Origin of the sequence: Roseomonas mucosa ATCC BAA-692, from assembly GCF_000622225.1 — a bacterium.
GTDB classification, from domain to species: domain Bacteria; phylum Pseudomonadota; class Alphaproteobacteria; order Acetobacterales; family Acetobacteraceae; genus Roseomonas; species Roseomonas mucosa.
On record NZ_JHWD01000003.1, the window covers coordinates 66316 to 91804 of the forward strand.

21 protein-coding genes are annotated in these 25489 nt (G+C 70.8%); 10 read left to right on the forward strand and 11 right to left on the reverse strand.

The window, feature by feature from the left end; all coding sequences use genetic code 11:
- Positions 1 to 82 precede the first annotated feature (82 nt).
- The 5 genes from BT98_RS0105135 to BT98_RS0105155 all read left to right on the forward strand — a co-directional run bounded on the left by BT98_RS0105135 (position 83) and on the right by BT98_RS0105155 (position 6517).
- Positions 83 to 1948, forward strand: a complete 1866-nt coding sequence (locus BT98_RS0105135) for a M3 family oligoendopeptidase (protein ID WP_019459564.1) — start codon at positions 83 to 85, stop codon at positions 1946 to 1948.
- 7 nt (positions 1949 to 1955) lie between these two features.
- On the forward strand, positions 1956 to 3314 hold the full coding sequence (locus BT98_RS0105140; protein ID WP_019459563.1) for an ABC1 kinase family protein: 1359 nt from the start codon (positions 1956 to 1958) through the stop codon (positions 3312 to 3314).
- Positions 3315 to 3494: 180 nt separating this feature from the next.
- Complete coding sequence (locus BT98_RS0105145; RefSeq protein ID WP_019459562.1) at positions 3495 to 4649, forward strand: Re/Si-specific NAD(P)(+) transhydrogenase subunit alpha; 1155 nt, start codon at positions 3495 to 3497, stop codon at positions 4647 to 4649.
- Between the two features lie 13 nt (positions 4650 to 4662).
- Complete coding sequence (locus BT98_RS0105150; protein ID WP_019459561.1) at positions 4663 to 5103, forward strand: NAD(P) transhydrogenase subunit alpha; 441 nt, start codon at positions 4663 to 4665, stop codon at positions 5101 to 5103.
- 4 nt (positions 5104 to 5107) lie between these two features.
- A complete protein-coding gene (locus tag BT98_RS0105155) occupies positions 5108 to 6517 on the forward strand; it encodes an NAD(P)(+) transhydrogenase (Re/Si-specific) subunit beta (protein WP_019459560.1) in 1410 nt (469 codons plus the stop codon).
- Positions 6518 to 6711: 194 nt separating this feature from the next.
- Here the strand turns inward: BT98_RS0105155 and rpsU are convergent, their stop codons facing one another.
- A complete protein-coding gene (gene rpsU, locus BT98_RS0105160; RefSeq protein WP_019459559.1) occupies positions 6712 to 6915 on the reverse strand; it encodes a 30S ribosomal protein S21 in 204 nt (67 codons plus the stop codon).
- 178 nt (positions 6916 to 7093) lie between these two features.
- On the opposite strand from rpsU, the gene def reads away from it, so the two are divergent.
- The 3 genes from def (at position 7094) to BT98_RS25965 (ending at position 8922) form a co-directional block, all read left to right on the forward strand.
- Complete coding sequence (gene def / locus BT98_RS0105165; protein ID WP_019459558.1) at positions 7094 to 7621, forward strand: peptide deformylase; 528 nt, start codon at positions 7094 to 7096, stop codon at positions 7619 to 7621.
- Complete coding sequence (locus BT98_RS0105170; protein WP_019459557.1) at positions 7618 to 8223, forward strand: COQ9 family protein; 606 nt, start codon at positions 7618 to 7620, stop codon at positions 8221 to 8223. The genes def and BT98_RS0105170 overlap by 4 nt, the downstream gene beginning before the upstream one ends.
- A 159-nt stretch (positions 8224 to 8382) precedes the next feature.
- Complete coding sequence (locus BT98_RS25965; RefSeq protein WP_019459556.1) at positions 8383 to 8922, forward strand: hypothetical protein; 540 nt, start codon at positions 8383 to 8385, stop codon at positions 8920 to 8922.
- Between the two features lie 179 nt (positions 8923 to 9101).
- Here BT98_RS25965 and BT98_RS0105180 read toward each other — a convergent pair whose 3' ends face one another.
- Both BT98_RS0105180 and BT98_RS25970 read right to left on the reverse strand, forming a co-directional pair.
- Positions 9102 to 10316 carry an OmpA family protein gene (locus BT98_RS0105180; protein ID WP_037249914.1) on the reverse strand — a complete coding sequence of 405 codons (1215 nt, stop codon included), beginning with the start codon at positions 10314 to 10316 and terminating at the stop codon, positions 9102 to 9104.
- A 292-nt stretch (positions 10317 to 10608) separates the two neighbouring features.
- Positions 10609 to 11880, reverse strand: coding sequence for a class I SAM-dependent methyltransferase (locus BT98_RS25970; protein WP_019459952.1), 1272 nt, complete (start codon positions 11878 to 11880; stop codon positions 10609 to 10611).
- A gap of 131 nt (positions 11881 to 12011) precedes the next feature.
- Between BT98_RS25970 and BT98_RS0105190 the strand changes: the two genes are divergently transcribed.
- Positions 12012 to 12707 carry a glutathione S-transferase family protein gene (locus BT98_RS0105190; RefSeq protein ID WP_019459951.1) on the forward strand — a complete coding sequence of 232 codons (696 nt, stop codon included), beginning with the start codon at positions 12012 to 12014 and terminating at the stop codon, positions 12705 to 12707.
- Between the two features lie 398 nt (positions 12708 to 13105).
- A complete protein-coding gene (locus BT98_RS23345; RefSeq protein WP_019459950.1) occupies positions 13106 to 14470 on the forward strand; it encodes a PleD family two-component system response regulator in 1365 nt (454 codons plus the stop codon).
- A 164-nt stretch (positions 14471 to 14634) separates the two neighbouring features.
- Here the strand turns inward: BT98_RS23345 and rpmG are convergent, their stop codons facing one another.
- The 8 genes from rpmG to BT98_RS0105235 form a co-directional block, all read right to left on the reverse strand.
- Positions 14635 to 14802 carry a 50S ribosomal protein L33 gene (gene rpmG / locus BT98_RS0105200; RefSeq protein WP_019459949.1) on the reverse strand — a complete coding sequence of 56 codons (168 nt, stop codon included), beginning with the start codon at positions 14800 to 14802 and terminating at the stop codon, positions 14635 to 14637.
- A gap of 179 nt (positions 14803 to 14981) precedes the next feature.
- A complete protein-coding gene (locus BT98_RS28385) occupies positions 14982 to 16334 on the reverse strand; it encodes a S41 family peptidase (protein WP_019459948.1) in 1353 nt (450 codons plus the stop codon).
- A gap of 125 nt (positions 16335 to 16459) precedes the next feature.
- Positions 16460 to 18733 (reverse strand): ribonuclease R, encoded by a 2274-nt coding sequence (gene rnr / locus BT98_RS0105210; RefSeq protein WP_019459947.1) that lies wholly within the window; start codon positions 18731 to 18733, stop codon positions 16460 to 16462.
- 15 nt (positions 18734 to 18748) lie between these two features.
- Positions 18749 to 21487, reverse strand: a complete 2739-nt coding sequence (gene topA / locus BT98_RS0105215; protein WP_019459946.1) for a type I DNA topoisomerase — start codon at positions 21485 to 21487, stop codon at positions 18749 to 18751.
- On the reverse strand, positions 21484 to 22644 hold the full coding sequence (dprA, locus tag BT98_RS0105220) for a DNA-processing protein DprA (protein ID WP_019459945.1): 1161 nt from the start codon (positions 22642 to 22644) through the stop codon (positions 21484 to 21486). Before dprA ends, topA begins: the two co-directional genes overlap by 4 nt.
- On the reverse strand, positions 22641 to 23252 hold the full coding sequence (gene plsY, locus BT98_RS0105225) for a glycerol-3-phosphate 1-O-acyltransferase PlsY (protein ID WP_019459944.1): 612 nt from the start codon (positions 23250 to 23252) through the stop codon (positions 22641 to 22643). Before plsY ends, dprA begins: the two co-directional genes overlap by 4 nt.
- Positions 23249 to 24532, reverse strand: a complete 1284-nt coding sequence (locus BT98_RS0105230; protein WP_019459943.1) for a dihydroorotase — start codon at positions 24530 to 24532, stop codon at positions 23249 to 23251. The genes plsY and BT98_RS0105230 overlap by 4 nt, the downstream gene beginning before the upstream one ends.
- On the reverse strand, positions 24532 to 25473 hold the full coding sequence (locus BT98_RS0105235; RefSeq protein ID WP_026032993.1) for an aspartate carbamoyltransferase catalytic subunit: 942 nt from the start codon (positions 25471 to 25473) through the stop codon (positions 24532 to 24534). The genes BT98_RS0105230 and BT98_RS0105235 overlap by 1 nt, the downstream gene beginning before the upstream one ends.
- Positions 25474 to 25489 lie beyond the last annotated feature (16 nt).

Genomic DNA, 25489 nt, shown 5'->3' on the forward strand with positions numbered 1-25489 from the left:
CATCGCCCGGCTGTCTTGGTGGGAGGCGGGGTGGTCATATATCCAGGCCGTTCCACTCCTCCCGCGAGGCGCACGCATTTCCATGTTTCGACCGACCTGCCTAGCCGACTCCTCCATCCCTGGCCGCGCCACCCTCGACATCTCCGGCCGGGCCGGGGGCGGCGGGGGCGAGGCCCTGCCGGAATGGAACCTGTCGGACCTCTATGCGGGGATCGACGACCCGAAGCTCGACGCCGATCTCGGCCGTGCGGAGGCGGAGGCGAAGGCGCTGGAGGCGGAGGCCGCCGGAAAGCTCGCCGGCCTGTCCGGCGATGCCCTGGCGGCGGCGATCCGGCGCTACGAGGCGGTGGAGGAGATCCTGGGGCGGGTCCTGTCCTTCGCCCAGCTGCTTTTCGCGGGCGATGCCACGAAGCCGGAACACGGCCGCTTCTACCAGACCATGCAGGAGCGGGCGACCGACATCAGCAGCCACCTGCTGTTCCTGACGCTGGAGCTGAACCGGCTGGAGGATTCCGTGCTGGAGGCCAAGCTGGCGGAATCCGCCGGACTGGCCGGATGGCGCCCCTGGCTGCGCGACCTGCGGGTGTTCCGTCCGCACCAGCTTTCCGACGAGCTGGAGAAGCTGCTGCACGAGAAGGAGGTCACCGGCCGCTCCGCCTGGAACCGCCTGTTCGATGAGACCATCGCCGCCATGAAGGTGCGGGTGGGGCAGGAGGACCTCACCGTCTCCTCCGCGCTGAACAAGCTTTCCGACCGGGACCGCGCGGTGCGCGAGGCGGCGGCCAAGGGCGTCTCCGCGGCCTTCGGCGAGCGTGTCCCGCTGTTTTCGCTGATCACCAACACGCTCGCCAAGGACAAGGAGATCATCGACAACTGGCGCCACTACCCGCGCCCCGGATCGTCCCGCAACCGCGCCAACATGGTCGAGGACGAGGTGGTGGACGCGCTGGTCTCCGCCGTGCGCGCGAGCTATCCGCGCCTGTCGCACCGCTACTACGCGATGAAGGCGAAGTGGCTTGGTCTGGAGAAGCTGCAGCACTGGGACCGCAACGCGCCCCTGCCGCAGGAGGAGGACCGCACGATCCCCTGGTCCGAGGCCAAGGAGCGGGTCTTCGCCGCCTACAACGCCTTCTCCCCGGAACTGGCCGCGATCGGCAGGCGCTTCTTCGACAGCCCCTGGATCGACGTGCCACCCCGGCCGGGCAAGGCCTCCGGCGCCTTCGCGCATCCGACCGTGCCCTCGGTGCATCCGTACCTGCTGCTGAACTACCACGGCAAGTCGCGCGACGTGATGACGCTGGCGCATGAGCTGGGCCATGGCGTGCACCAGATCCTGGCCTCGAAGCAGGGCTACCTGCGCTCCGGCACGCCGCTGACCCTCGCCGAGACGGCCAGCGTCTTCGGCGAGATGCTGACCTTCCGCGCCGTGCTGGATGCCGAGACCGACCCCACCCGCCGCCGCATGCTGCTGGCCGGCAAGGTGGAGGACATGCTGAACACGGTGGTGCGGCAGATCGCGTTCTATACCTTCGAATCCCGCCTGCACGAGGCGCGCCGCAAGGGCGAGCTGTCTTCCGAGCAGATCGGCGAGATCTGGATGGGCGTGCAGGGCGAGAGCCTGGGCCCGGCCTTCGAGTTCACGCCGGACTACAACGTGTACTGGGCCTATGTGCCGCATTTCGTGCACACGCCCTTCTACGTCTATGCCTATGCCTTCGGGGACTGCCTGGTGAACGCGCTCTACAGCGTCTACCAGTCGGGCGAGGTGCCGGGCTTCCAGGAGAAGTACCTCGACCTGCTGCGCGCCGGCGGCACGCTGCGGCACAAGGAGCTGCTGGCGCCCTTCGGCCTCGACGCCTCCGATCCCGGCTTCTGGAACAAGGGGCTCGACGTGATCGACGGCTTCATCACCGAGCTGGAGCAGCCGGCCCCCGAGGGGGCGGCGTGAGGAGCGCATGAGCGACACAAGACGCGGCAACAGCCTGTTCGGCGAGATCCGCCGCATGGCGCGCACCTCCGGCGCGGTGGGCGGCATCGCCGCCCGCGTGGCGGGGGAGCGCTATCTCGGGCTGAAGACCGACAAGTCCGCCCATGCGGAGGACCTGCGGGCGGTGCTGGGCGGGCTGAAGGGCCCGATGATGAAGGTGGCGCAGCTTCTCTCCACCATCCCCGACGCGCTGCCCGAGGAATATGCGCGGGAGCTGTCGCAGCTCCAGTCCAACGCCCCGGCGATGGGCTGGCCCTTCGTGCGGCGGCGCATGTCCACCGAGCTGGGGCCGGCCTGGCAGTCGCGCTTCACCGCCTTCGGCCAGACGGCGGCGGCGGCGGCCTCGCTGGGGCAGGTGCATCGCGCCACCCTGCCGGACGGGCGGGAGGTCGCCTGCAAGCTGCAATACCCGGACATGCCGAGCGTGGTGGAGGCCGACCTGCGACAGCTCCGCCTCGCCATGGGCATCTATGCGCGCATGGACAGCTCGATCCAGAGCGACGATGTCTATGCCGAGCTGAGCGAGCGGCTGCGCGAGGAGCTCGACTACGAGCGGGAGGCCGCGCATATGCGGCTCTACCGCCTGATGCTGGCGGGCGAGCCGGAGATCCGCGTGCCCGAGCCGGTGCCGGAGCTGACCACCAAGCGCCTGCTGACCATGACCTGGCTCGAGGGCCGCGCCATCCAGTCGCGCATCGACGAGGACCCGCCGCAGGAGGAGCGCGATGCCTATGCGCGGGTGCTGTTCCGCGCCTGGTACGTGCCCTTCTACCATTACGGCGTGATCCATGGGGACCCGCATCTGGGCAACTACCAGATCCGGTCAGACCTGCACGGGATCAACCTGCTCGACTTCGGCACCATCCGCGTCTTCCCGCCGCACTTCGTCACCGCCGTGGTCCGGCTCTATGAGGCGGTGCGCGACGGCGACGACGAGAAGGCGATCCATGCCTTCGAGGCCTGGGGCTTCCGCAACCTGCCGCGCGAGACCTGGCAGGTGCTGATGAAGTGGGCGCGCTTCCTGCACGAGCCGCTGATCGACGACCGCGTGCGGCCGATTTCCGAGACCCAGGACCCGCAGTTCGGGCGCAAGGTCGCGGAGGAGGTGCATGCCGGGCTGAAGAAGACCGGCGGCGTGCGGCCGCCGCGCGAGTTCGTGCTGATGGACCGCTCCACGGTGGGCCTGGGCAGCGTCTTCCTGCGGCTGAAGGCGAAGCAGAACTGGCACCGGCTCTTCGAGGAGCTGATCGCCGGCTATGACGAGGATGCGCTGGCGGCGCGGCAGGCCGAGGCGCTGCGGCAGGCCGGGGTTCCGGCGGCGGGCTGACCGACAGGCCCCGGTTCCGGCGTCCCGCCGCCCCTTCCGGTGGCGGGACCGCCTGCCCGTAGAAGAATCCTTCGCGGGGCGGGGCGGAAACCTGTCCGAATTCGCGATGCGTGCCCTTGCGGCCCTTCCGGCGCCCGGTGATCGTGACCGGGCAGAAACGGAAACCGGAGGGAAGCCTGCATGCGCCTGGCCGTGCCAAAGGAAAGGCGTGCCACGGAGGCACGAGTGGCGGCGACGCCCGAGACGGTCCGCAAGCTGATCGGGCTTGGCCTGTCCGTGGCGGTGGAGAAGGGGGCCGGGCTGGCGGCGGGCATTCCCGATGCCGCCTATGCCGAGGCGGGGGCGGAGATCGCGCCGGATGCCGCCGCCGTCCTGGCCGGGGCGGGGATCGTGCTCAAGGTCCGCGCGCCGCTGGCGGCGGGCGAGGGGGAGGTGGACGAGATCGCCCTGATCCCCGAGGGCGCCGTGCTGATCGGCACGCTGGAGGCGGCCTCCGCGCCGGAGCGCAACAGGGCCTATGCGGCGCGCCGCATCACCGCCTGCGCCATGGAACTGGCCCCGCGCATCACCCGGGCGCAGAGCATGGACGTGCTCTCCTCCCAGGCGAACCTCGCGGGCTACCGCGCGGTGATCGAGGCGGCGGGGGCCTTCGACCGCGGCTTCCCGATGCTGATGACGGCGGCGGGCACCATCCCGGCGGCGAATGTGCTGGTGCTGGGCGCGGGCGTCGCGGGGCTGCAGGCCATCGCCACGGCGCGGCGGCTGGGCGGGCGCGTCTCGGCCTCCGACGTGCGGCCGGCGGCCAAGGAGGAGATCAAGTCCCTCGGCGCCAGCTTCGTCGGCGTGGAGGACGAGGAGAGCGCCGCCGCCCAGACCGCCGGTGGCTATGCCAAGGCGATGAGCCCGGAATACCTCCGCAAGCAGGCCGAGGTCGTGGCCGCCGCCGCCGCCAGGGCGGATATCGTGATCTGCACCGCGCTGGTGCAGGGCCGCAAGGCGCCGGTGCTGCTGACCGAGGCCATGGTCGCCGCGATGAAGCCGGGCGCGGTGGTGGTGGACATCGCCGCCGATGCCGGGGGCAACTGCGCCGCGACCGTGCCGGGCGAGGCCGTGACCACGGAGAACGGGGTGAAGGTGCTGGGCTGGCGCAACTGGCCCGCCCGCATCCCGGCGGCGGCGAGCAGCCTCTATGCCCGCAACCTGCTGACCTTCCTGACCACCTTCTGGGACAAGGAGGCCGGGATGCCGAAACTGCCGGAGGAGGACGAGATCGTGCGCGGGGTGCTGCTGACCCGGGGCGGCGCGGTTGTCCATCCGCAATTCCAGAACAGCTGAGGGGGGAACAGCGATGAACCCGAACGAGAACGCCCAGGGGGCTGTCCAGGGCCTGGCGGGCCGCGCCGATGCCCTGGCGGCCCAGGCGCTGGACCTCGCGCGCCAGGCCCGGCTGCTGGCGGAACAGCACGCCCCGGTGGCGATGGAGCAGGTCGCCCATGGCGCCGCCGTGGTGGAGCCCTTCCTGCTGCTGCTGACGATCTTCCTGCTGGCCTGCTTCGTCGGCTACCACGTCGTGTGGAACGTGACGCCGGCGCTGCATTCGCCGCTGATGGGCGTCACCAACGCCATCTCCTCGGTGATCGTGGTGGGCGCCATCCTGGCTACCGGCCTGGGCGATTCCATCGCCGCCAAGGTCTTCGGCTTCCTGGCCGTGACGCTGGCCTCGGTGAACATCTTCGGCGGCTTCCTGGTCACGCGCCGGATGCTCGCGATGTTCAAGCGGAAGGGGTGAGGGCATGTCGCATACCCTCTCGACGCTGGCCTATCTCGTCGCCGCGGTCCTGTTCATCCTGGCGCTGCGCGGGCTGAGCCATCCGGAAACCAGCCGGCGCGGCAACCTCTTCGGCATGGTCGGCATGGGCATCGCCGTGGTCGCGACGCTGGCCCAGCCGGGCATGTCGGGCGGTGGCATCGCCATCGTGCTGGCCGGGCTGGTGATCGGCGGCGGCATCGGCGCCTATCTCGCCAACCGCATCCAGATGACGGCGCTGCCGCAGCTCGTCGCGGCCTTCCACTCGCTGGTCGGCCTCGCCGCCGTCTGCGTCGCGGCCGCCGCCTTCTACGCGCCGCAGAGTTTCGGCATCGGCGTGCCGGGCGACATCCATGCCCAGTCGCTGGTGGAGATGTCGCTGGGCCTGGCTATCGGCGCCATCACCTTCTCCGGCTCGGTGATCGCTTTCGCCAAGCTCCAGGGGTTGATGTCGGGCGCGCCGATCCTGTTCCGGGGGCAGCACTGGCTGAACCTCGCGCTCGGCATCCTGCTGCTGGTCCTGGTGATCGGCTTCGTCGCCACGGGCAGCGCGGTGCTGTTCTGGCTGATCGCGCTGCTCTCCTTCGGGCTGGGCTTCCTGCTGATCATCCCGATCGGGGGCGCGGACATGCCGGTCGTGGTGTCGATGCTGAACAGCTATTCCGGCTGGGCGGCGGCGGGCATCGGCTTCACCGTCGGCAACCTGCTGCTGATCGTCACCGGCGCGCTGGTCGGCGCCTCGGGCGCGATCCTGTCCTACATCATGTGCAAGGGCATGAACCGCTCGATCGTCAACGTGCTGCTGGGCGGCTTCGGCTCGGATGCCGGCGCGGCCACGGGCGGCGGTGGCGCGGCGCAGCCGGCGCGGCCGGTGAAGTCCGGCTCGCCGGAGGATGCGGCCTACATCATGAAGAACGCCGGCAAGATCATCATCGTGCCCGGCTACGGCATGGCGGTGGCGCAGGCGCAGCAGGTGGTCCGCGAGATGGCCGACCTGCTGAAGAAGGAGGGCGCCACGGTGGAATACGCCATCCACCCGGTGGCGGGACGGATGCCGGGGCACATGAACGTGCTGCTGGCCGAGGCCAACGTGCCCTATGACGACGTGAAGGAGCTGGAGGAGATCAACCCCGAATTCGCCGAGGCCGACGTGGCCTATGTGATCGGGGCCAACGACGTCACCAACCCGGCGGCGAAGACCGACAAGTCCTCGGCGATCTACGGCATGCCGATCCTGGATGTGGAGCGGGCGAAGACCGTGTTCTTCGTCAAGCGCGGCATGTCCAGCGGCTATGCCGGGGTGGAGAACGAGCTGTTCTTCCGCGACAACACGATGATGCTGTTCGGGGATGCCAAGAAGGTCACCCAGCAGATCGTCCAGGCCCTGCAGAAATAGCGCGGGCCTCCGCGCCCGGGGATGGCCAGGCCGTCCCCGGGGCTCGCGGTGGGTTCATCATCCGCCCACCCTGCGGCCGGGAATGTCCGGAAAGGGCATCCCCAAACTGAAAAACCGCGGCTTGCGGGGAGGAACCCGCACCGCGGTGTTTCAAACGGCTCTCTCCGACCCTTCCCGGAGGAAGGGAGGAGGGCTCAGAAGCCCTCGCGCTCCAGGCGCTTGCGCTCGACCTTGCGGGCGCGGCGGACGGCCTCGGCGGCCTCGCGGGCGCGGCGCTCGGACGGCTTCTCGTAGTGCCGGCGGAGCTTCATCTCACGGAACACGCCCTCGCGCTGAAGCTTCTTCTTCAGGGCCTTCAGGGCCTGGTCAACATTGTTATCCCGAACGACGACCTGCACGCGGCTCGGTCCTCCTGTTCCAAAAAGGGTGGTAGATGACGTGCCGAACCACAGGCGCTGACGCCCGATCCTCGGGAGCGGCGCCGATAGCACGTCCGCCGCCTGCAAGGAAGCCCTTCCAGGCGGCACCGGGCTTCCCAGATGGGATTCCCGTTTCTCTATATCCAGGGACCAGTCGATGGCCATCCTCAAGATCGCGCGAATGGGCCATCCGGTGCTGCTGCGCCGAGCCGAGCCCGTCGCCGACCCGCGCGACCCGGAGATCCGCCGCCTCGTGGAGGACATGGTGGAGACCATGCTCGATGCCGGCGGGGTCGGCCTCGCCGCGCCGCAGGTGCATGTGCCGCTGCGCCTTTTCGTCGTGCGGGAATGGGAGGGCGGGCGCGCCCTGGTGAACCCGGAGCTGGAGGCGCTGGGCGAGGAGGTCGAGAGCGGCTGGGAGGGCTGCCTCTCCATCCCCGGCCTGCGCGGCTGCGTGCCGCGCGCGAAGCGGGTGCGCTGGCGGGCGCAGGACCTCGATGGGCGGGAGATCGGCGGCGAGGCCGAGGGCATGAGCGCCCGTGTCCTGCAACACGAATACGACCACCTGGAGGGCACGCTCTATACCATGCGGATGCCCGACCTGACGCTGCTGGGCTTCGACCAGGAACTCGCCCGTGCCGCCGCGGAGCGCCGCAAGGCGGAAGAGGCAGAGGCCGCCTCGTGATCGCCTGCCTGCCGCCGCCGCCCCGGATCGCCCCGCCCGAGCGCAGCCCGGAGCGGGATACCCTGCTGCGGGCCAGCCTGCCGCATGTGCCGCGCCTCGGCTGGAGCATGGCCGCCCTGCGCGCCGGTGCCGCGACGGCCGGCCAGCCGCCGGAGATCGTGGAATCGCTGTTTCCCTCCGGCGTGCCGGGGGCGATGGAAGCCTGGTGCGACCTCGCGGACCGCGAGATGGCGGAGGCCGCCGACCTGTCCGGGCTGCGCACGCCGCAGCGGGTCCGCACCCTGATCGCCACCCGGCTGCGGCTCGCCCGGCCCGACAAGGAGGCGGTGCGGCTGGCCCTGGCGCGGCAGGCGCTGCCCTGGAACGCCCGTCTCGCCGCCCGGACCCTGGCGCGCACCGTCAGCGCGATCTGGGAGGCCGCGGGGGACCGTTCCGACGACCTGTCCTGGTACACGCGGCGCGCGACCCTGGCGGGGCTCTACGGTAGCGTCCTGGCCTATTGGATGGGCGACCCCTCGGAGGACGATGCCGCGACCCTGGCCTTCCTGGACCGGCAACTGGCGCGCCTCGCCCGCATGCAGAAGCCCGGGAAGGTTGCCTGACGCTTCTGCCATGGCATTTCGGCAACGAACCGCAACCCATTGCTCTCCCTCGGTCCAGCTTCCCGAAAAACTCTCCTGTGCAGGGCGGCTGGCGGCCATTATAGGGCGTGTGGGGGCAGGGGGTGCCCTCGTCATTCTTGATCGGAGAACCCGGCTGCGATGAAGCCGTCCCGCTTTCTGCTCGCCGGCCTGGCAGCGGCCTTCGCCGGCGCCGCCACGCCTGCCCTTGCCCAGTCCTGCATCCAGCCGTCCGAAAAGACGGCCTTCGATGTGCGCGCGCTCCAGAGCCAACTGATGGTTGTGGCGCTGACCTGCAAGCACGAGGACGTCTATAACGAGTTCGTGAAGCGCTATAACCCGCAGCTTCACGGCGCCTACAAGACCATCGACGCCAGCTACCGCCGCGCCGGCGGCCAGAAGGCTCTGGACAGCTACATCACCTCCCTGGCGAACGTGCAGTCGCAGGAAGGCATCCGGATGGGCTCGCGCTTCTGCCAGAACAGCGCGGACCTCATCAAGACCGCGCTGGAAGCGCCGAACGACGTGACGGCCCTGTCGCGGCTGGCGGTCGCCAACAACCTGTCGAACCCGCATGGCCGGCCGGAATGCGCCACCACCACCGCGGCGGTGACCCGCCCGGCGGTGTCGTCGGGCAAGCCGCAGGTCCGCAAGGTCTCGGCAACCACCAAGAAGCACTGACGAGCCTCTTGTCGCCGGGGGCTGCCGAGGGGTCGGCGGCCAGCGGGGCGGGGATCATGAAGAGGGCGCCTCCGGGCGCCCTTTTTCGTGCCTGATGTCCGGGGACGCGCGCAAAGAAGAAGGGCCGGTCCTCGCGGACCGGCCCCCTTCCCGAAGCGATGCCTGGAGCGTCTGCGCGATCAGCGCAGGACGATCTCCACGCGGCGGTTCTGCGGCTCGCGCACGCCGTCGGCGGTCGGCACCAGCGGACGGCTCTCGCCGAAGGCCTCGACCGTGATCTCCGAGCGCTGCACGCCCTGGCGCACCAGCTCGGCGGCCACGGCGTCGGCGCGGCGGCGCGACAGGCCCATGTTGTACTGCGGCGTACCGGAGCGGTCGGCGTGGCCGGCCACCTCGATGCGGGTCGAGCCCGTGCTACGCGCGTTCTGCGCCGCCTCGGTGATGATCTGCCGGGCGCGGTCCGTCAGATTGTAACGGTCCCAGTCGAAGAACACGAGGTAGGTGCGGGCCACGGCCTGCGGAGCCTGCGGCACGACCGGCGGAGCGGCCACGGGCGCCGGCGGGGTCCACAGCGCGTAGCGCAGGCCCAGCATGGCGGAGTGGTTGTTCGCGCCGTCGATCTCGAACTTGCCGCGGGTCGGGACTTGGCCCGAGGCGGTGCGCACGACGCCGTCATACTTGGTCTGCAGCGTGCCGAGGTAGCGGTACTCGGCCGTCAGCGACAGGCCAGGCACGGCCGGGATCGGGAAGGCCAGACCGGCGATGCCCTGGTAGCCGAAGGCACCTGCGGTATCGTCGACGGTGATCGTATCACCCGGACGGCCGACGCTGTTCACCCGCGTGCCGCCGACATTGTCCAGATCCGTCCAGATCCAGCCCACGCCACCGCCGACATAGGGCACGACCGGGATCGGCATGTTCGGGAACCAGGCCGGCAGCTGGAAGTCGTAGTAGCCGTTCACCATCACGCCGTACTGGCGCATACGGCCGGTGCCGCTGAAGAAGTTGCCGCTGGTGCTGCCCACGCCACGGCTGGACCAGCCGCCGACCTTGCTGGTGGGATTGTCGCGGAAGTTGCCCTCGACCTCGGCGCGCAGACCGTTGCCGAAGCCCCAGCCGACGGCGACCTGGCCGCCCCAGCCTTCGCTGAACTTGAACGAGCCCTGGCGGTTGCCCACCGTGGCGTCGAAGAAGCCGTTGGCGCCGCCATCGGAGGTGGCGTTGCGCTTGTCGGCGTGGTTCCAGCCGGCGCCGCCGGACAGGTACAGGCCGGTGACAGGCTGCGCGACCGGGGTGGCCAGCCAGCTCGGCGGCGTCCACCAGGCGGACTGCGCCATCGCGACACCAGGGGCCATGAAGAGGGTCGTCGCGAGCAACGCGTGACGGAGTTTCATTGAGATAGTGTCCTTCATCGGGGGGACGAACGACTCTCAAAATGCACGCCGCAGCCGCGAAGCATATTCACCAGCATGAGAGGCAGGGATGCCGGAAGGGCGTCCTGTGGCATTGTGGCCGAACTGCCACAGAACGGACGCGGAAACCGGCACGAAGCAGGGTTCACGGGAATCAAGTGGATTGCCGCGGATGCATTCTGCGCCATCTTCCGTCCACGAATCCAGGGGCAATCCACGACTCCGGCGGAAATCGGCGAAACGCGAATCGCCCGCACCGGAAAGAGACTTCCGGTCAACTGGCCTTTGGCGTCAGTGCCGTGCCGGTCCGGTCCAGGGCGATCTCGGCACCGAACCAGCTCACGCCCTCGGCGACCAGGTCCATGCTCCAGCCCTGGGCATCCTGCAGTGGCAGCTCGAAGACGATCTGCACCGTCTCGCCGGGCATGATCTCCTGCGCGCTGAGCCGGACGCGGCGGAAGTCGCGCTCCAGCGTGCCGTCCGCCAGGCGCCGCATCACGCCGAGGTTGACGCCGCCCGCACCGGTCCCGCCCGGACGCCAGCGATAGCCGCCGAGATTGCGGATCGCCACGGTGAGCGACAGCTTCTGCTTGGTCGCCGTGCCCGACAGGACCGCGATCTCGGCGATCGGCGCCTTGCGCTTGGCCAGGGGCGGGATCTCGCGGCTGTCCGGCGCCTCGCCCGTGCGGCTGAGGACGATGCAGCAGTCGTGACGGAGCCAGGAATCCAGCTCCGCGACGCCCTGCGCCAGCATGGCCGGGGAGGGGGCCGCGCCCGGCGCGTCACGGTGCGACACGCGCTCCAACTCGGCCGTATAGGCCGTGGCGCCCATCACGGCGGGCTGGCGCGTCGCCAGCCCGAACTCGCAGCGCGCGAAGCCCGCCGCCGCCGCCGCGGCCTGGATTCCGGCGGGGTCCGTCTCCGGCTCGGCGATGCCGGTGGCCCGCATCCGCGCCTGCGCGGCCGGGGAACGGGACTGGCCGGGCGCCGCGGTCATGATCACGGCGCGGCCGCCCTCGGCCAGCACGCGCTGCATCTCCGGCAGCAGCGCGGCGAGATCCCCGAGCCGGTGCAGGCTGTGGAAGGCGATGATCCGGTCCACCGAGGCATCGGGGAGGGGGATGCGGCCCTTCTCCAGCACGCCCGTCTTCAGCCGCGACGCGAGCTGGGGCAGATGGACCGAGGCGAAGGCCTTCGCCTTGCCGATCGCGGTGGCGGAAGGATCGACCGCCTGCACCTCCAGCCCTTGCTGCGCCAGCAGCCGCGACAGCCAGCCATGGCCGCAGCCGAGATCCAGCACGCGGTGGCCGGGCTCGGCCTGGAGGAGGTGGAAGGCCACCGTCAGCTGCGGCAGCACCTCCCGCACCGTCGCCGGGTCGGAGAAGGGCATGTGGAACCGTGGATCGCTGACCGGGATGCCTTCATGCTGGCTGTCCAGCCGCGCCAGCCGCTCCGCCTCGGCGGTCGCGTCCAGAAGACGGTGCGTGTCGATCAGGCCATCCTTGCCAAGGAAGGCTTCCGCGTTCTCGGGCTGCCAAGCCACCATTCCCGGGGTACTCCAGACAATTTCCCGCGATGGTGGTTTGTTCCGAAGGAATTCGCAACCACTGGTTTGCGGCTTGCCGATCACTCCCGGCCTCCCCAATTCCGGCCCCTCGGCAGCCGAGGAAGCATGGCATGATCGAAGTCTGGAGCTGGCCCACACCCAATGGCCACAAGGTCCATATCGCGCTCGAGGAGCTGGGCCTGCCCTATCGCGTGGTGCCGGTGAACATAGGGGCGGGCGAGCAGTTCCGCCCGGAGTTCCTGGCCATCACGCCGAACCATCGCATCCCCGCCATCGTCGATCCGGATGGGCCGGGCGGAAAGCCGCTGCAGCTCTTCGAAAGCGGCGCCATCCTGATCTACCTGGCCGAGAAGGCCGGGCGCCTGATCCCCACCGATCCGGTGGAGCGGCTCAAGGCGCTGCAATGGCTGATGTTCCAGATGGGCGGCGTCGGGCCGATGTTCGGCCAGTACAACCACTTCGCCGCCTATGCCCCTGAACGCATCCCCTATGCCGTCGAACGCTACGGCAACGAGGTCCGGCGGCTGCATGGGGTGCTGGAGAAGCGCCTGGCGGAATCCGAATGGCTGGCCGGGTCCGGGTACTCCATTGCCGACATCGCCACCTTCCCATGGATCCGGAACCCGGACCGGCGTGGCATCGACCTGTCAGACTATCCCTCGGTTCTCCGCTGGCACGACGCCATCGCCGCCCGCCCGGCCGTCCAGCGCGGCGTCGCCGTGCTGGCGGACCGCTCGCGGCAGGGGGCGATCACCGATGCGGAGCGCGAGAACATGTTCGGCAAGACCCAGTTCGCCCCGCGCTGATTCCCGCGCTGCCCGCACGGCCGTGGCCGGTAAGTGCCCTCCGGGCCACGGCTGTGCGGGAATGCTGCCCTGCACAATCATTTCGCTCGCGAGGGTCACGCATGTGCGATATGTGAAGAGCGTCGCTACGGCGCCTCGCCCGGCGGCGTGGAGATGGCCCGAAAGCCCATGGCAAGAGTCGTGCGGAGTTCACGCGGAGGTTGCGTAACCGGCGCGGCGGGGGCATTGGTGCTTCAGCCACGAAGGTCGCTCACGGGACAGGGGGAGTGATATAAAATCGCCACGCTTTGTCCTTTTTCCGGTCTTCGTACCCGGCCAGAAGAGGCCGGTCGCGTCACGCCGCCCGGTTCTCCCGGTGCCGGCCAGGACGCCGTGCCAAAGGCGGAGGATCATCCGGCGTGAGCGCCCGCATCCTGGTGGTGGATGACATCGCGACGAACATCCATCTGCTGGAAGCCCGCCTTCGGGCCGAATACTACGAGGTCGCCTCCGCCAGCTCCGGCCCGGCGGCCATCCGCCTCGCCGAGGAATGGGCGCCCGACGTCATCCTGCTGGACGTGATGATGCCGGGGATGGACGGCTACGAGGTCTGCCGCCGCCTGAAGGCACAGAAGCAGACCGGGCACATCCCGGTGGTCATGATCACCGCCCTGACGGACCAGAGCGAGCGCATCCGCGGCCTGGAGGCCGGCGCCGACGATTTCCTTTCCAAGCCGGTGGACCATGCCACGCTCTTTGCGCGGCTGCGCGCCCTGCTGCGTACCAAGCAGGTGCTGGACGCCTTCCACATCCGCTCCGAGAGCACCGGCGACCTCGGCATGAGCGGCGGGCTGCGCGCGCTGAGCAGCATGATCGGCACGCGCGCCCTCATCGTCACCGAGGACCGCGAGGAATCGCGCTTCCTGGAGGAGGCGCTGGCCGAGGACGGCGTGGTCTGCTTCGTGGCCACCGACCGCGGTGCGGCCTGGAACGCGCTGATGTCGGGCGAGTTCGAGCTGGCCGTGCTGAGCCTTTCCTTCGATGCCGGCGATGGGCTGCGGTTCGCCTCCCGGCTCCGGGCGCAATCCGGCACGCGCGACCTGCCGGTGCTGCTGGTCGCCGATCCGGCGCAGCGGCAGCTCGTGCTCCGGGGTTTCGACCTCGGCGCCAACGACCACGTGCTGCGCCCGGTGGACCGCAACGAGCTGCGGGCCCGGGCGCGCAACCAGATCCGCCGCAAGCTCTACCAGGACCGGCTGCGCGAGGATCTCCAGCGCACGCTGGAGGCGGCGGTCACGGACAGCCTGACCGGCCTGCGGAACAGGCTCTATGCCTCCCGCCACCTGGAGGCGATGCTACGTTCCGGTGGTGCTTCGGTGCTGCTGCTGGACGTGGACCACTTCAAGCGCGTGAACGACACCTTCGGCCATGCCGGCGGCGACGTGGTGCTGCGCGAGGTCGCCCAGCGGCTGCGGAGCAACCTCCGCTCCTCCGACATCGTGGCCCGCTATGGCGGCGAGGAGTTCCTGGTCATCATGGCCAGCCGCTCCCCGGCCGACGTGGCGAATGTGGCGGAACGCCTGCGCCTGGCGGTGGGCGAGGAGCCGGTCTGGCTGCCTTCCGGCCCGGTCCGGGTGACCATCAGCATCGGCGGCGCCAGCGGCGGAGACAGCATCCTGCTGGACGATCTCCTGGCCTCGGCCGACGAGGCGCTCTACCGCGCCAAGGCCGCCGGCCGGAACCGGCTGGAAATCGCGCGCAGCGGAACCGGCGCGGCAGCCTGAGCCGCCTGCCCGGACATCCGGGCATCCCTTCCGGACGCGAAAAGCCCGGCCGGGGACCGGTCGGGCTCTCTGTCATGGCGAATGGATCGGCAACGGCCTTCCAGCCCCGGCCATGGGGGAGCAGGAAGGGTGGCGTCCCGGCATGGTGCCGGGACGCGGCGCGATTACTTGATCTTGGCTTCGCGGAAGACGACGTGCTTGCGCGCCACCGGGTCGTACTTCTTCAGCTCCAGCTTGCCCTGGGCATTCCGGGTGTTCTTCTTCGTCACGTAGAAGTAGCCGGTCTCGGCGGTGCTGAGGAGCTTGATCTGGATCGTGTTGGACTTGGCCATGGTCTGATTCCGTAAACAGGCCTGCGCACTGAGCCCCGGCCGTTGAACGGCGCAACCTAGTCACCGCGCCCGCTGCGTCAAGCTTTCTCTCGCGGAAACAACCCTCACCGGCCGGATGGCACCCATGCCGGAGGCCCACCTGGGCGAGCCGCCGGCATGGTTGCCATCCGGCCGCCCCGTCACTTCGCCGTGGCGGTGCGATAGGCCTCGGGATTCGACAGCAGCGTAACCGCGGCCTGGAGGTCGCCGTCGCGGCCTTCGGCGGGGGGGCAGGCGCTGCGGAGGGCGGCGATCTCGCTCGGCAGCACCGGCACCCGTGCCTGGCGCTGGCGCCGCAGTACCGCGCCCATGGGGGCGTCGCCCTGGGCCAGGCGCTCCAGGCCCCGGGTGGCGCCGTCCGCGCCCAGGCTGGTGCAGAGGGAAGGCAGCACGCCCAGCGACTGCAACGGCCAACCGTCCGGCGCCAGGATGCGGGACCAGGAAAGCGAGAGCTCGCCCTCGTTGGGCAGGGGCACCAGGATCTGGATCAGTCCCTTGCCCATCGTGGCGCTGCCCACCACCGCCGCCCGGCCGTTGTCGGACAGGGCCGCGGTCACGATCTCGGCCGAGGAGGCGGTGCGGCCATCGACCAGGATGGCGATCGGCCGCCCCTGCGTCAGGTCCATTCCCGCTGCGTGCCAGACGCGGCGCGCATCCGGGTGCCGGCCGTCGGTGCGGGCGACGATGCCGGCGGACAGGATGTTGTCCACCACCCGGATCGCCTCACGCAGGAAGCCGCCCCGGTTGCCCCGCAGGTCCAGCACCAGGCTCCGCGGCGCCGGGGCGGCGGGATGGTCGAAGGCCATCAGCAGCGCCTCGCCGAGCTGGTCCGCCGTGTCGGAGGAAAAGGCGGTGATCCGCAGCACCAGCACGTCGCCCTGCCGCGCGGTGCGGACGGTCTGCGGCGGCACGACCTCCCGCCGCAGGACGATGTTGCGGTGGCCGCGGCCGCGCTGGATGCGCAGGCGGGCACGCGAGCCCAGCGGCCCTTCCAGCAGCGCGGCCAGCCGGTCCGGCGTCTGCCGGGCCATGGAGATGCCGTTCAGGCTCAGCAGCACGTCCCCCGGCTGCAGCCCGGCCGCCTCGGCGGGACTGTCGGGCATCACCGCGAGCACCGTGGCGCCGCGCGGCCCGCCCTCGACCTGCAGCCCCAGCCCCGCCGTGCCCATGCGCCGGTCGCGGTCGCTGTCGGCGGTGGTGGGCGAGACATAGCGGCTGTAGGGGTCCAGGTGGTTGAACACCTCGTCGAAACTGGCCTGCAGCAGCGCGTCCGCCCCGACCCGCCGCAGGGTGGGGGAGACCCCCCAGGCCGCGCCATAGAGCCAGGACAGGGCGATGGCAGCCTCGGCCAAGGTGTTCGGCGTGGCGCGCTGCGCCAGACTCCGCCCCAGCAGCGAGACGCGCAGCACGCCGTCGCGCGCCTCCACGTCGAAGCCCGGCTCCAGGGCAGTCAGCCCGCGCAGCGCCCAGAGCGCGAGGTCGGGCGGCGTCACGGGATCGAGATGCCGCTCGGCGATCGCCTCGAAACCCGCCTGGAGCGTGGTCTCGATCAGCGGGGCCGGGTAGGTCTGCGCGCGTGCCGGCCCAGCCCCCAGGAGCAGGGCCGGAACAAGCAGGATCAGCGCTGCCGCGACGAAGCGCCGGAACGGGTCCTGCCAGCGGCAGGGCGCCTCACGCCCGCCTTGCGACCCGCGCGCGGGTCGCCTTGCAGGAGATCGAATGTCAGGCTGCCGGTCAGGGGCATGGCCTCGGCCAGGCGAACCTCGACCGGCTGTCCCAACGAGAAGGCGAGGCCCGTATGACGGCCCACCAAGCGCTGCGCGCCTTCCTCGTGTTCCCATCGGTCATCCGGCAAGACGCGAATCGGAACGATTCCGCTCGCGCCATTGGTGTCCAGCGTGACGAAGAGACCGAAGCGTGTCACCCCGGAAACCCGTGCGGGGAAAGTAGCACCGACATGGTCCGCCATATAGGCGGCGAGATAGCGGTCCACCGCGTCGCGTTCCGCCTGGGCGGCGCGGCGCTCGGTTCGCGTGATGTCTTCGCCGGTTTCGGTAAACCCCTGGGCTTCCTCGCTTGTCAAACCGTCCGGGCCGAGGCGCAGGCCGGCGATCAGGGCGCGATGGACCAGAAGGTCTGCGTAACGGCGGATCGGACTCGTGAAATGTGCATAGCGGCGCAGGGCGAGGCCGAAATGGCCGATGTTGTCCGGCGCGTATTCCGCCTGGGACTGGGCCCGCAGCACCGTTTCATGCACGAGCCGCTCCCCGGGACGGTCCTTCACCTGTTCCAGCAGTTGCGCGAAGTCCCGTGGGCGCAACTCGTTGCCGGGCGGCAGGGACAGGCCGAACGTGTCCAGGAACTGCCGCAGCCCTTCCATCTTCAGGTCGGAGGGGCGGTCATGGACCCGGTACATGCAGGGCTGGTGCAGCCGCTCCAGCTCCTCCGCCGCGCAGACATTGGCGGCGACCATGAATTCCTCGATCAGCCGGTGGCTGTCGAGTCGGGCGCGCGGCCGCACCGCCAGCACCTTGCCCTCGGGGCTCAGCTCCACCTTCCGTTCCGGCAGGTCGAGGTCCAGCGTGCCGCGCTTCTCCCGCGCGCCCAGCAGGGCGCGGTAGGCGCCGTAGAGCTCGTCGAACCGCGCCTCGCCGGCCTCGTGCGCCGACTGCACCGCCTCATAGGTCAGCCGGGCGGTGGAGCGCATGAGGCCGCGCCCGAAGCGGTGCGACTGCTTCCGCCCCTCTGCGTCGAAATGCATCCGCACGAAAAGGCAGCCGCGATCCTCGTCCGGGCGCAGGGAGCACCAGCCGTTGCTGAGCGCCTCCGGCAGCATCGGCACGACCCGGTCGGGGAAATAGACGCTGTTGCCGCGCCGCCGCGCCTCCCGGTCCAGCGCCGAGCCGGGGCGGACGTAATGCGCGACATCGGCGATGGCGACCGTCACCTGCCAGCCCCCACCATCGCCTTCGGCATGGACGGCATCGTCGAAATCCCGCGCGTCCTCGCCATCGATGGTGACCAGCGGCAGGTCGCGCAGGTCCTCGCGCCCCTCCGGCCCGACGCCGCGGGCACGCTCGGCCTGGCGCAGCGCCTCGCCGTCGAAGGCGTCGGGGATGCCATGGGCATGGATGCAGACCAGCGAGACCGAGCGGGGCTCGCCTATCCTGCCCAGCCGCTCCAGCACCCGCACGGGACGCAGGCCCAGCCCGTGGCCGGGGAGGGGTTCCGCCAGGACGAGGTCGCCATCCCCGGCGCCGTTCTCCTCGCCGAGCGGCACGCGCCAGTCGGCCCGGATACGCCGGTCCACCGGGCGGACCAGGCCTTTCTCGAACATGCCCAGCACGCGGGAGGAACCCTGTTCCGCGAGGCGGCGGATCGTGCGGCCCTCGTATTTCTCGCGCCCCGCCGGCTTCAGCCGCGCCAGCACCCGGTCGCCCGGCGCCAGGGCCGGCTGCCCCTTCGGTTCGGGGCGCATGTAGATCAGCGGCGGGCGGCCGTTCTCCCAGTTCACCGGGCGGGCGAGGGGATCGCCATCCGGGTCAGTGCCGAAGACCTCGACGATCGCGGTTTCCGGCAGGTTGGCGGCATGGCGGAAGGAGCGGCGGCCGGAAGGCGCGGCGCTGCCCTCGGCCCGCAGCTCCTTCAGCAGGGCGCGCAGGGCCGGCCGGTGCTCCACGCCCAGGCCGAAATGCCGCACGATCTGGCTCTTGCCCACCGTGCCGCCAGCAGCACGCAGGAAGGCGCGCAGCTCCTCCCGCGTCGGCAGGCTGGCCGGGGCCTCGGGCTCGGCGGCGGCGCGGCGGCGGACGCTGGCCTGGGGGCCGGCGCCACGGCGCAGCTTCACGCGAAGGCTTGGCCGGCCGGGAGTGCCCGCGATGCGGCGTGCCATCGCGACGGCGTCCGCTCAGGCCTTGGCGGTCTTGCGCGCCGCCGGCTTGGCCGTGGGCTTGCCGGCGGCGGCCTTGGCCACCGTCTTGCCGGCCGCCTTGCGCGGCGCGGCCTTCTTCGTGGCGGGGGCCTTGGCGGCGGGCTTCGCCTCCCCGTCGCCGGCGGCGGGTTTCGCGGCCGCCTTCTTCGCTCCGGCCTTGGCCTTGCCTTTGGCTCCGCCCTTGCCTCCCTTGGCGGGAAGCGGCTTGCCCTTCTCGGCCAGCAGCGCCACCGCCTGTTCCAGGGTGAAATCCTCCGCCTGGACGTTGCGGGGCAGGCTGGCCACGATCTGGCCATGCTGGGCATAGGGGCCGAAGCGGCCGCGGCGGATCTCGACCGGCACGCCATCCTTCGGGTGCTCGCCCAGCACCACGGAACGTGGCTTGGCGTCGGCCAGCAGCGCCACGGCCCGGTTCAGGCCGATGGTCAGCACGTCATCGTCCTTGTCGAGCGACTTGGACAGCGTGCCCATGGTCAGATACGGGCCGAAACGCCCGAGATGGGCGGTGATCTCCTCGCCCGTCTCGGGATGCACCCCGACGATGCGCGGCATGGACAGCAGGGCGAGGGCGCGTTCCAGCGTCACCCCTTCCGGCTCCATGCCCCGGGTCAGGCTGGCGCGGCGCGGCTTGGTCGGCTTGCCCTTCTCGTCCACCCCCGGTTCGCCGAGCTGGACATAGATGCCATAGGGTCCGCGCCGCATGGTAACCGGCAGCCCGTCCGGGCTCGTGCCCAGCTCACGCACGCCGTCGGCGAAGCCCGCCGCCTCGTCACCCTCGGCGCCGGGGGCGATCAGCGGGCGGGTGTAGCGACATTCCGGGTAGTTGGAGCAGCCGATGAAGGCGCCCGTCTTGCCCAGCCGCAGCCCGAGCCGCCCGGTATGGCAGTTCGGGCATTCGCGCGGGTCCTTGCCGTCGTCGGCCGGCGGGAAGAAGTGCGGCCCCAGATCCTCGTCCAGCGCGTCGATCACGTCGCTGATCTTGAGGTCCTTGGTCGCGGCCACGGCCTTGGAGAAGGCGTCCCAGAACTCGGCCATGACCTCCCGCCAGTCGGCGCGGCCGCCGCTGATGTCGTCGAGCTTCTCCTCCAGCGCGGCGGTGAAGTTGGTGTCCACGTAGCGCTCGAAGAAGGCCACCAGGAAGGCGGTGACGAGGCGGCCGCGATCCTCCGGCTGGAAGCGGCGCTTCTCCAGCTTCACATAGCTGCGGTCCTGCAGCGTCTGCAGGATGGAGGCATAGGTGGAGGGGCGGCCGATGCCGAGCTCCTCCATCTTCTTCACCAGGGAAGCCTCGGAATAGCGCGGCGGCGGCTGGGTGAAATGCTGCTCAGGCGTGACCTCACCGCGCTTCAGCGCGTCCCGCTCCGCCATCGGCGGCAGCACGCGGCCATCCTCATCGCCGAGGGCGGCGGCGGGGGCGTCGTCCACATCCTCGCGGTACAGCTTCAGGAAGCCGTCGAAGGCGATCACCGAGCCGGTGGCGCGCAGCTTCGTCCGGCCCGTGCCCTCGGCGATCTCCACCGTGGTCTGGTCCAGCTCCGCCGAGGCCATCTGGCTGGCCACGGCGCGCTTCCAGACCAGGTCGTAGAGGCGACGCTGGTCCGGGTTCAGGTAGCGTGCCACCTGCATCGGGGTGCGCTGCACGTCGGTCGGGCGGATCGCCTCGTGCGCCTCCTGGGCGTTCTTGGCGCGGGAGGAATATTCGCGGGCCTGCGGCGGCAGGTAGTTCTGGCCGAATTCCTCGCCGACATGGCCGCGGATGGCCTGGATCGCCTCGGCCGACATCTGCACGCCGTCGGTCCGCATATAGGTGATCAGGCCGACCGTCTCGCCGCCGATCTCCACGCCCTCGTAGAGCTGCTGCGCCAGGCGCATCGTCGCCTGGGCACCGAAGCCCAGCTTGCGCGAGGCCTCCTGCTGCAGGGTCGAGGTGGTGAAGGGCGCCTGCGGATTGCGGCGGACCCGCTTCTTCTCGACCGAGGCGACGCTGAACTCGCCCGCCTCGATGGCGGCGACGGCGCGCTTCGCGGCGGCCTCGTCCGGCAGGTCGAACTGCTCCAGCCGCCTGCCGTCCAGATGCGTCAGCCGCGCGGTGAAATGCGCCTCGATCGGCGTGGCGAAGCGCGTCTCCACCGTCCAGTACTCGCGTGGCCTGAAGACCTCGATCTCCGCCTCGCGCTCGCAGATCAGGCGCAGCGCGACCGACTGCACCCGCCCGGCCGAGCGGCTGCCCGGCAGCTTGCGCCAGAGCACGGGGGACAGCGTGAAGCCCACGAGGTAGTCGAGCGCGCGCCGGGCCAGATAGGCCTCGATCAGCGGCGTATCAAGGTCGCGCGGATGGTCGATGGCGTACTGGACGGCGCGCTTGGTAATCTCGTTGAAGGTGATGCGGTGGACCTCGAGGCCCTTCAGCAGCCGCTTCTTCTCCAGCATCTCCCGCACATGCCAGGAGATGGCCTCGCCCTCGCGGTCCGGGTCGGTGGCGAGGAAGAGCCGCTTGGCCCCCTTCAGCGCCGAGGCGATCTCGCGCAGCTGCCGCTCCCCGCGCTCCTCGGACTCCCAGTCCATGGCGAAGCCTTCCTCGGGCCGCACGGAACCGTCCTTGGCGGGCAGGTCGCGCACATGGCCGAAGGAGGCGATGACCTTGTAGCCGCCACCCAGGTACTTGTTGATGGTCTTGGCCTTGGCGGGGGATTCTACGACGACGACGTCGGTCATTTTTGCTCTGAGGTGTCCTCCCGACCCGCAACGGCGGATCGGACAATGCGGTTTCCTGGCAGCACCTCGATCCGTCCTGACATCTCAAGATCGGCGATCAGGCCCTGAAGATCGGAATGCGAGAGGTGGCAGCGGCGCAGGATTTCGTCAACCGCCACGGGAGAATAGCCAATCAGGTCAAGCAGATAGCCAGTCTCCGAACCCTCCGGCATTGGTTCTGGCGGCGAATCCATCGCGCCGGGGCGCGGCCCGGCGCCTGCCGTCCGGCCCGTTTCGGGCAGGCGCAGCGAGACCGGCCGGGGTGCTTCCGGCAGGTGCGCCAGCACGTCCCCGGCATGTTCGCAGAGGGTCGCGCCCTGCCGCAGCAGGTCGTTGGAGCCCCGGCAGCGTGGGTCGAGCGGGCTGCCCGGCACGGCGAAGACCTCGCGCCCGGCCTCGATGGCATGCTGGACGGTGAGCAGCGTGCCGGACCCCATCGCGGCCTCCACCACGACCACCCCCAGGCTCAGCCCGGCGACGATCCGGTTGCGGCGCGGGAAATGGCGATGGGAGGGCTGCGTCCCCAGCGGATACTCGGCCACCAGCGCCCCGCCCTCCGCCGCGATCCGCTCCTGTAGCCGGGCATTCTCGGGCGGGTAGGCGACATCCAGCCCGCCGGGCAGGACCGCCACGGTGCGCCCCTTCCGCAGCGCGCCCTCATGCGCCGCCGTGTCCACCCCGCGCGCCAGGCCGGAGGTAACGGCGATTCCGCCCCCGGCCAGCGCCGCCGCGATCTCCTCGGCGATGCGGCGCCCAGGGGCCGAGGCGTTCCGCGCGCCGACGATGGCGACGTGCCGCAGCGCCAGGATGGACGGGTCGCCCAGCACCGCCAGCACCGCCGGGGGATCGCCGATCAGGGACAGGATCTCGGGATAGCCGTCTTCCTGCCAGTGCAGGAAACGGCCACCCGCTTCCCGCACCGCGTCGTATTCCCGCCGGACCATGTCGGGGGGCGGCGGCGCGAAGCGCCCGCCATCCCGCCGCGCCGGCCAGCGGGGCAGGGCCTCCAGCGCGGCGAGGCCGCTGCCGAAGCGTTCCAGCAGGGCGCGGAAGCGCACCGTGCCGATGCCGTCGGTGCGGGCCAGCCGCAGACGGGCCAGGGCCTCCGCCTCGTTCAAGCGCCCGGCTTCTCCTTGCCCTGCCCGATCCGGGGCTCCGTGCCGGCCAGCAGCCGGCGGATGTTCTCATGGTGCCGGACATAGACGTAGAGCACGATCAGCGTCACCGCGATGGCGACGGCCGGCACCTCCAGCGCCCAGGCGGCCAGCAGCGCGATGGCCAGGCCGCCCAGGGCCCCGGCGGAGGAGATCCGCGTGACCTTCGCCACCGCCAGCCAGCCCAGCGCCGCCGCCAGGAAGACCCAGATGGACAGCGCCAGGAAGACGCCGAGCGAGGTCGCCACGCCCTTGCCGCCCCGGAAGCCGAGCCAGGGCGGATGGCAGTGCCCCAGCACAGCGCCCACCGCCGCGGCCGGTGCCGCGCCGGGGCCGAGCAGGGCCGCGGCCAGCAGCACCGCCGCCGTGCCCTTCAGTGCGTCGAGCAGCAGGGTGGCGGCGGCCAGCTTTCTGTTGCCGGTGCGCAGCACGTTGGTGGCGCCGATATTGCCGGAGCCGATGCTGCGGATATCCCCCAGCCCGGCGGCCCGGGTCAGGATCAGCCCGAAGGGAATGGAGCCCAGCAGCAGCCCGATCAGCAGGCCCAGCAGATGGAGTGTCCAGGGGCTCATCCGCCGAAGACCCGCCGCCCGGCCTTCCAGGTCCCGATGACCCGGCCTTCCAGCGCCCGCCCGTCGAAGGGCGAGTTCTGCGCCTTGCCGGGCAGCCTGCCGGCCTCGACCTTCCAGGCGCGCTCCAGGTCGAAGAGCACGAGGTCCGCCGGGGCGCCGGCGGCCAGGCGCCCGGACTCCAGCCCCAGCAGCTTCGCCGGACCGGCGGTCAGCAGCGCCATGGCCCGCAGCAACGGCAGGTCCCCGGCATGGACGCGGGCCAGGGTGACGGAGAGCAGCGTCGCCAGCCCGGCGCCGCCGGCCTCGGCCTGGGCAAAGGGCAGGCGCTTGTCGTCGGCGTCGCGCGGCTGGTGGTCGGAGGCGATGGCATCGACCGTGCCATCCGCCAGGGCCGCCACCACCGCCTCGCGGTCGCTCTCGGGGCGCAGCGGCGGCTCCAGCTTGGCATAGGTGCGGTAGTCGCCGATCGCCGTCTCGTTCAGGTCGAAATAGGGCGGCGCCGTGTCGCAGGTGACGCGCAGCCCCTCGGCCTTGGCCTCGCGCACCAGTTCCAGCGCCGCCGCCGTCGAGAGATGGGCGAAGTGGACATGGCCGCCGGTCAGCCGCGCCAGGGCGATGTCGCGGGCGACCTGCATCGCCTCGGCCGCCGCCGGCACGCTGGGCAGGCCGAGCCGCGTCGCCAGCTCGCCCTCGGTCGCCGCCGCGCCGCGCGACAGGCTGGGCACGGCCGGGTGCTGCACGATGAAGCTGCCGAAGGCCCGGGCATAGGAGAGGGCGATCCGCATGGTCCTGGCATCGCCGATGGCATGGTTGCCGTCGGTGAAGGCCACCGCCCCGGCCTCCCGCAACAGGCCGAACTCGGTCATTTCCTTGCCGGCACAGCCGCGCGTGGCGGCGCCATAGGGCAGGATCGAGAGGCTGCCCGTAGCCTCGCCGCGCCGGAGCACGAATTGCAGCAGCGCCGGATCGTCCAGCGCCGGCTCGCTGTCCGGCAGGGCGCAGAGCGTGGTGATGCCGCCCGCCGCCGCGGCCAGGGCGGCGGAGGCGATGGTCTCCCGGTGCTCGGCACCCGGCTCGCCCACGGCGGCGCGCAGGTCGATCAGCCCGGGGGCGAGGCAGGCGCCGCCGCCATCCACCACCGTGGCACCCTCGGGAATGCCTGCCGGGCCGCCCTGCAGCACCTCAGCGATCGTGCCGTCGCGCACCAGCAGGCCGCCGGCGGCGTCGAGGCCGCCAGCCGGGTCGAGCAGCCGGACGTTGGTGAAGATCGTGTCGGTCATCAGCGGTCGTTCCGGCCCGGGCCACGCGAAAGGATGTCAAGCACGGCCATGCGGACGGCCACGCCCATCTCCACCTGCTCGCCGATCACGCTGCGGCCGGGGTCGTCGGCCACGGCGCTGTCGATCTCCACGCCCCGGTTCATCGGGCCGGGATGCATGACGATGGCGTCGGGCTTCGCGACGCGCAGCTTCTCCGCATCCAGCCCGTAGAAGCGGAAGAACTCGCGGGCGGAGGGAACGAGGCCGCCGGCCATGCGCTCCTTCTGCAGGCGCAGCATCATGACCACGTCGGCGTCCTTCAGTCCGGAGCGCATCTCGTGGTGGATCTCCACCCCCAGCCGGCCGGCGGCGGCGGGGATCAGGGTCGGCGGGCCGACGATACGCACCCGGCAGTTCATGGCGCTCAGCAGGTGGATGTTGGAGCGCGCCACCCGGGAATGCAGCACGTCGCCGCAGATGGCGACGGTCAGGTTCTCCAGGCGCCCCTTATGGCGGCGGATGGTCAGCGCATCCAGCAGGGCCTGGGTCGGGTGCTCGTGCGTGCCGTCGCCCGCGTTGATCACCGCCGCGTCCACCTTCTGGCTCAGCAGGGCCGGGGCGCCGGACTGGGCGTGGCGGACCACCAGCAGGTCCGTCTTCATGGCATTCAGCGTGGAGGCGGTGTCGAGCAGCGTCTCGCCCTTGTTCACGCTGCTGTTGGAGACGGACATGTTGATCACGTCCGCGCCCAGCCGCTTGCCCGCCAGCTCGAAGGAGGTGCGGGTGCGGGTCGAGTCCTCGAAGAAGAGGTTGATCAGCGTCCGGCCCTTGAGCACGTCGCGCCGGGTCTGCCCGGAGCGGTTGAGCAGCGCGTAGCTCTCGGCGAGGTCCAGCAGCTCCCCGATATAGAGGGGGTGCAGGCCCTCGATGGCCAGGAGGTGTCGGGAGGGAAAGGCAACCATTCCGGGCAGGCGTCCA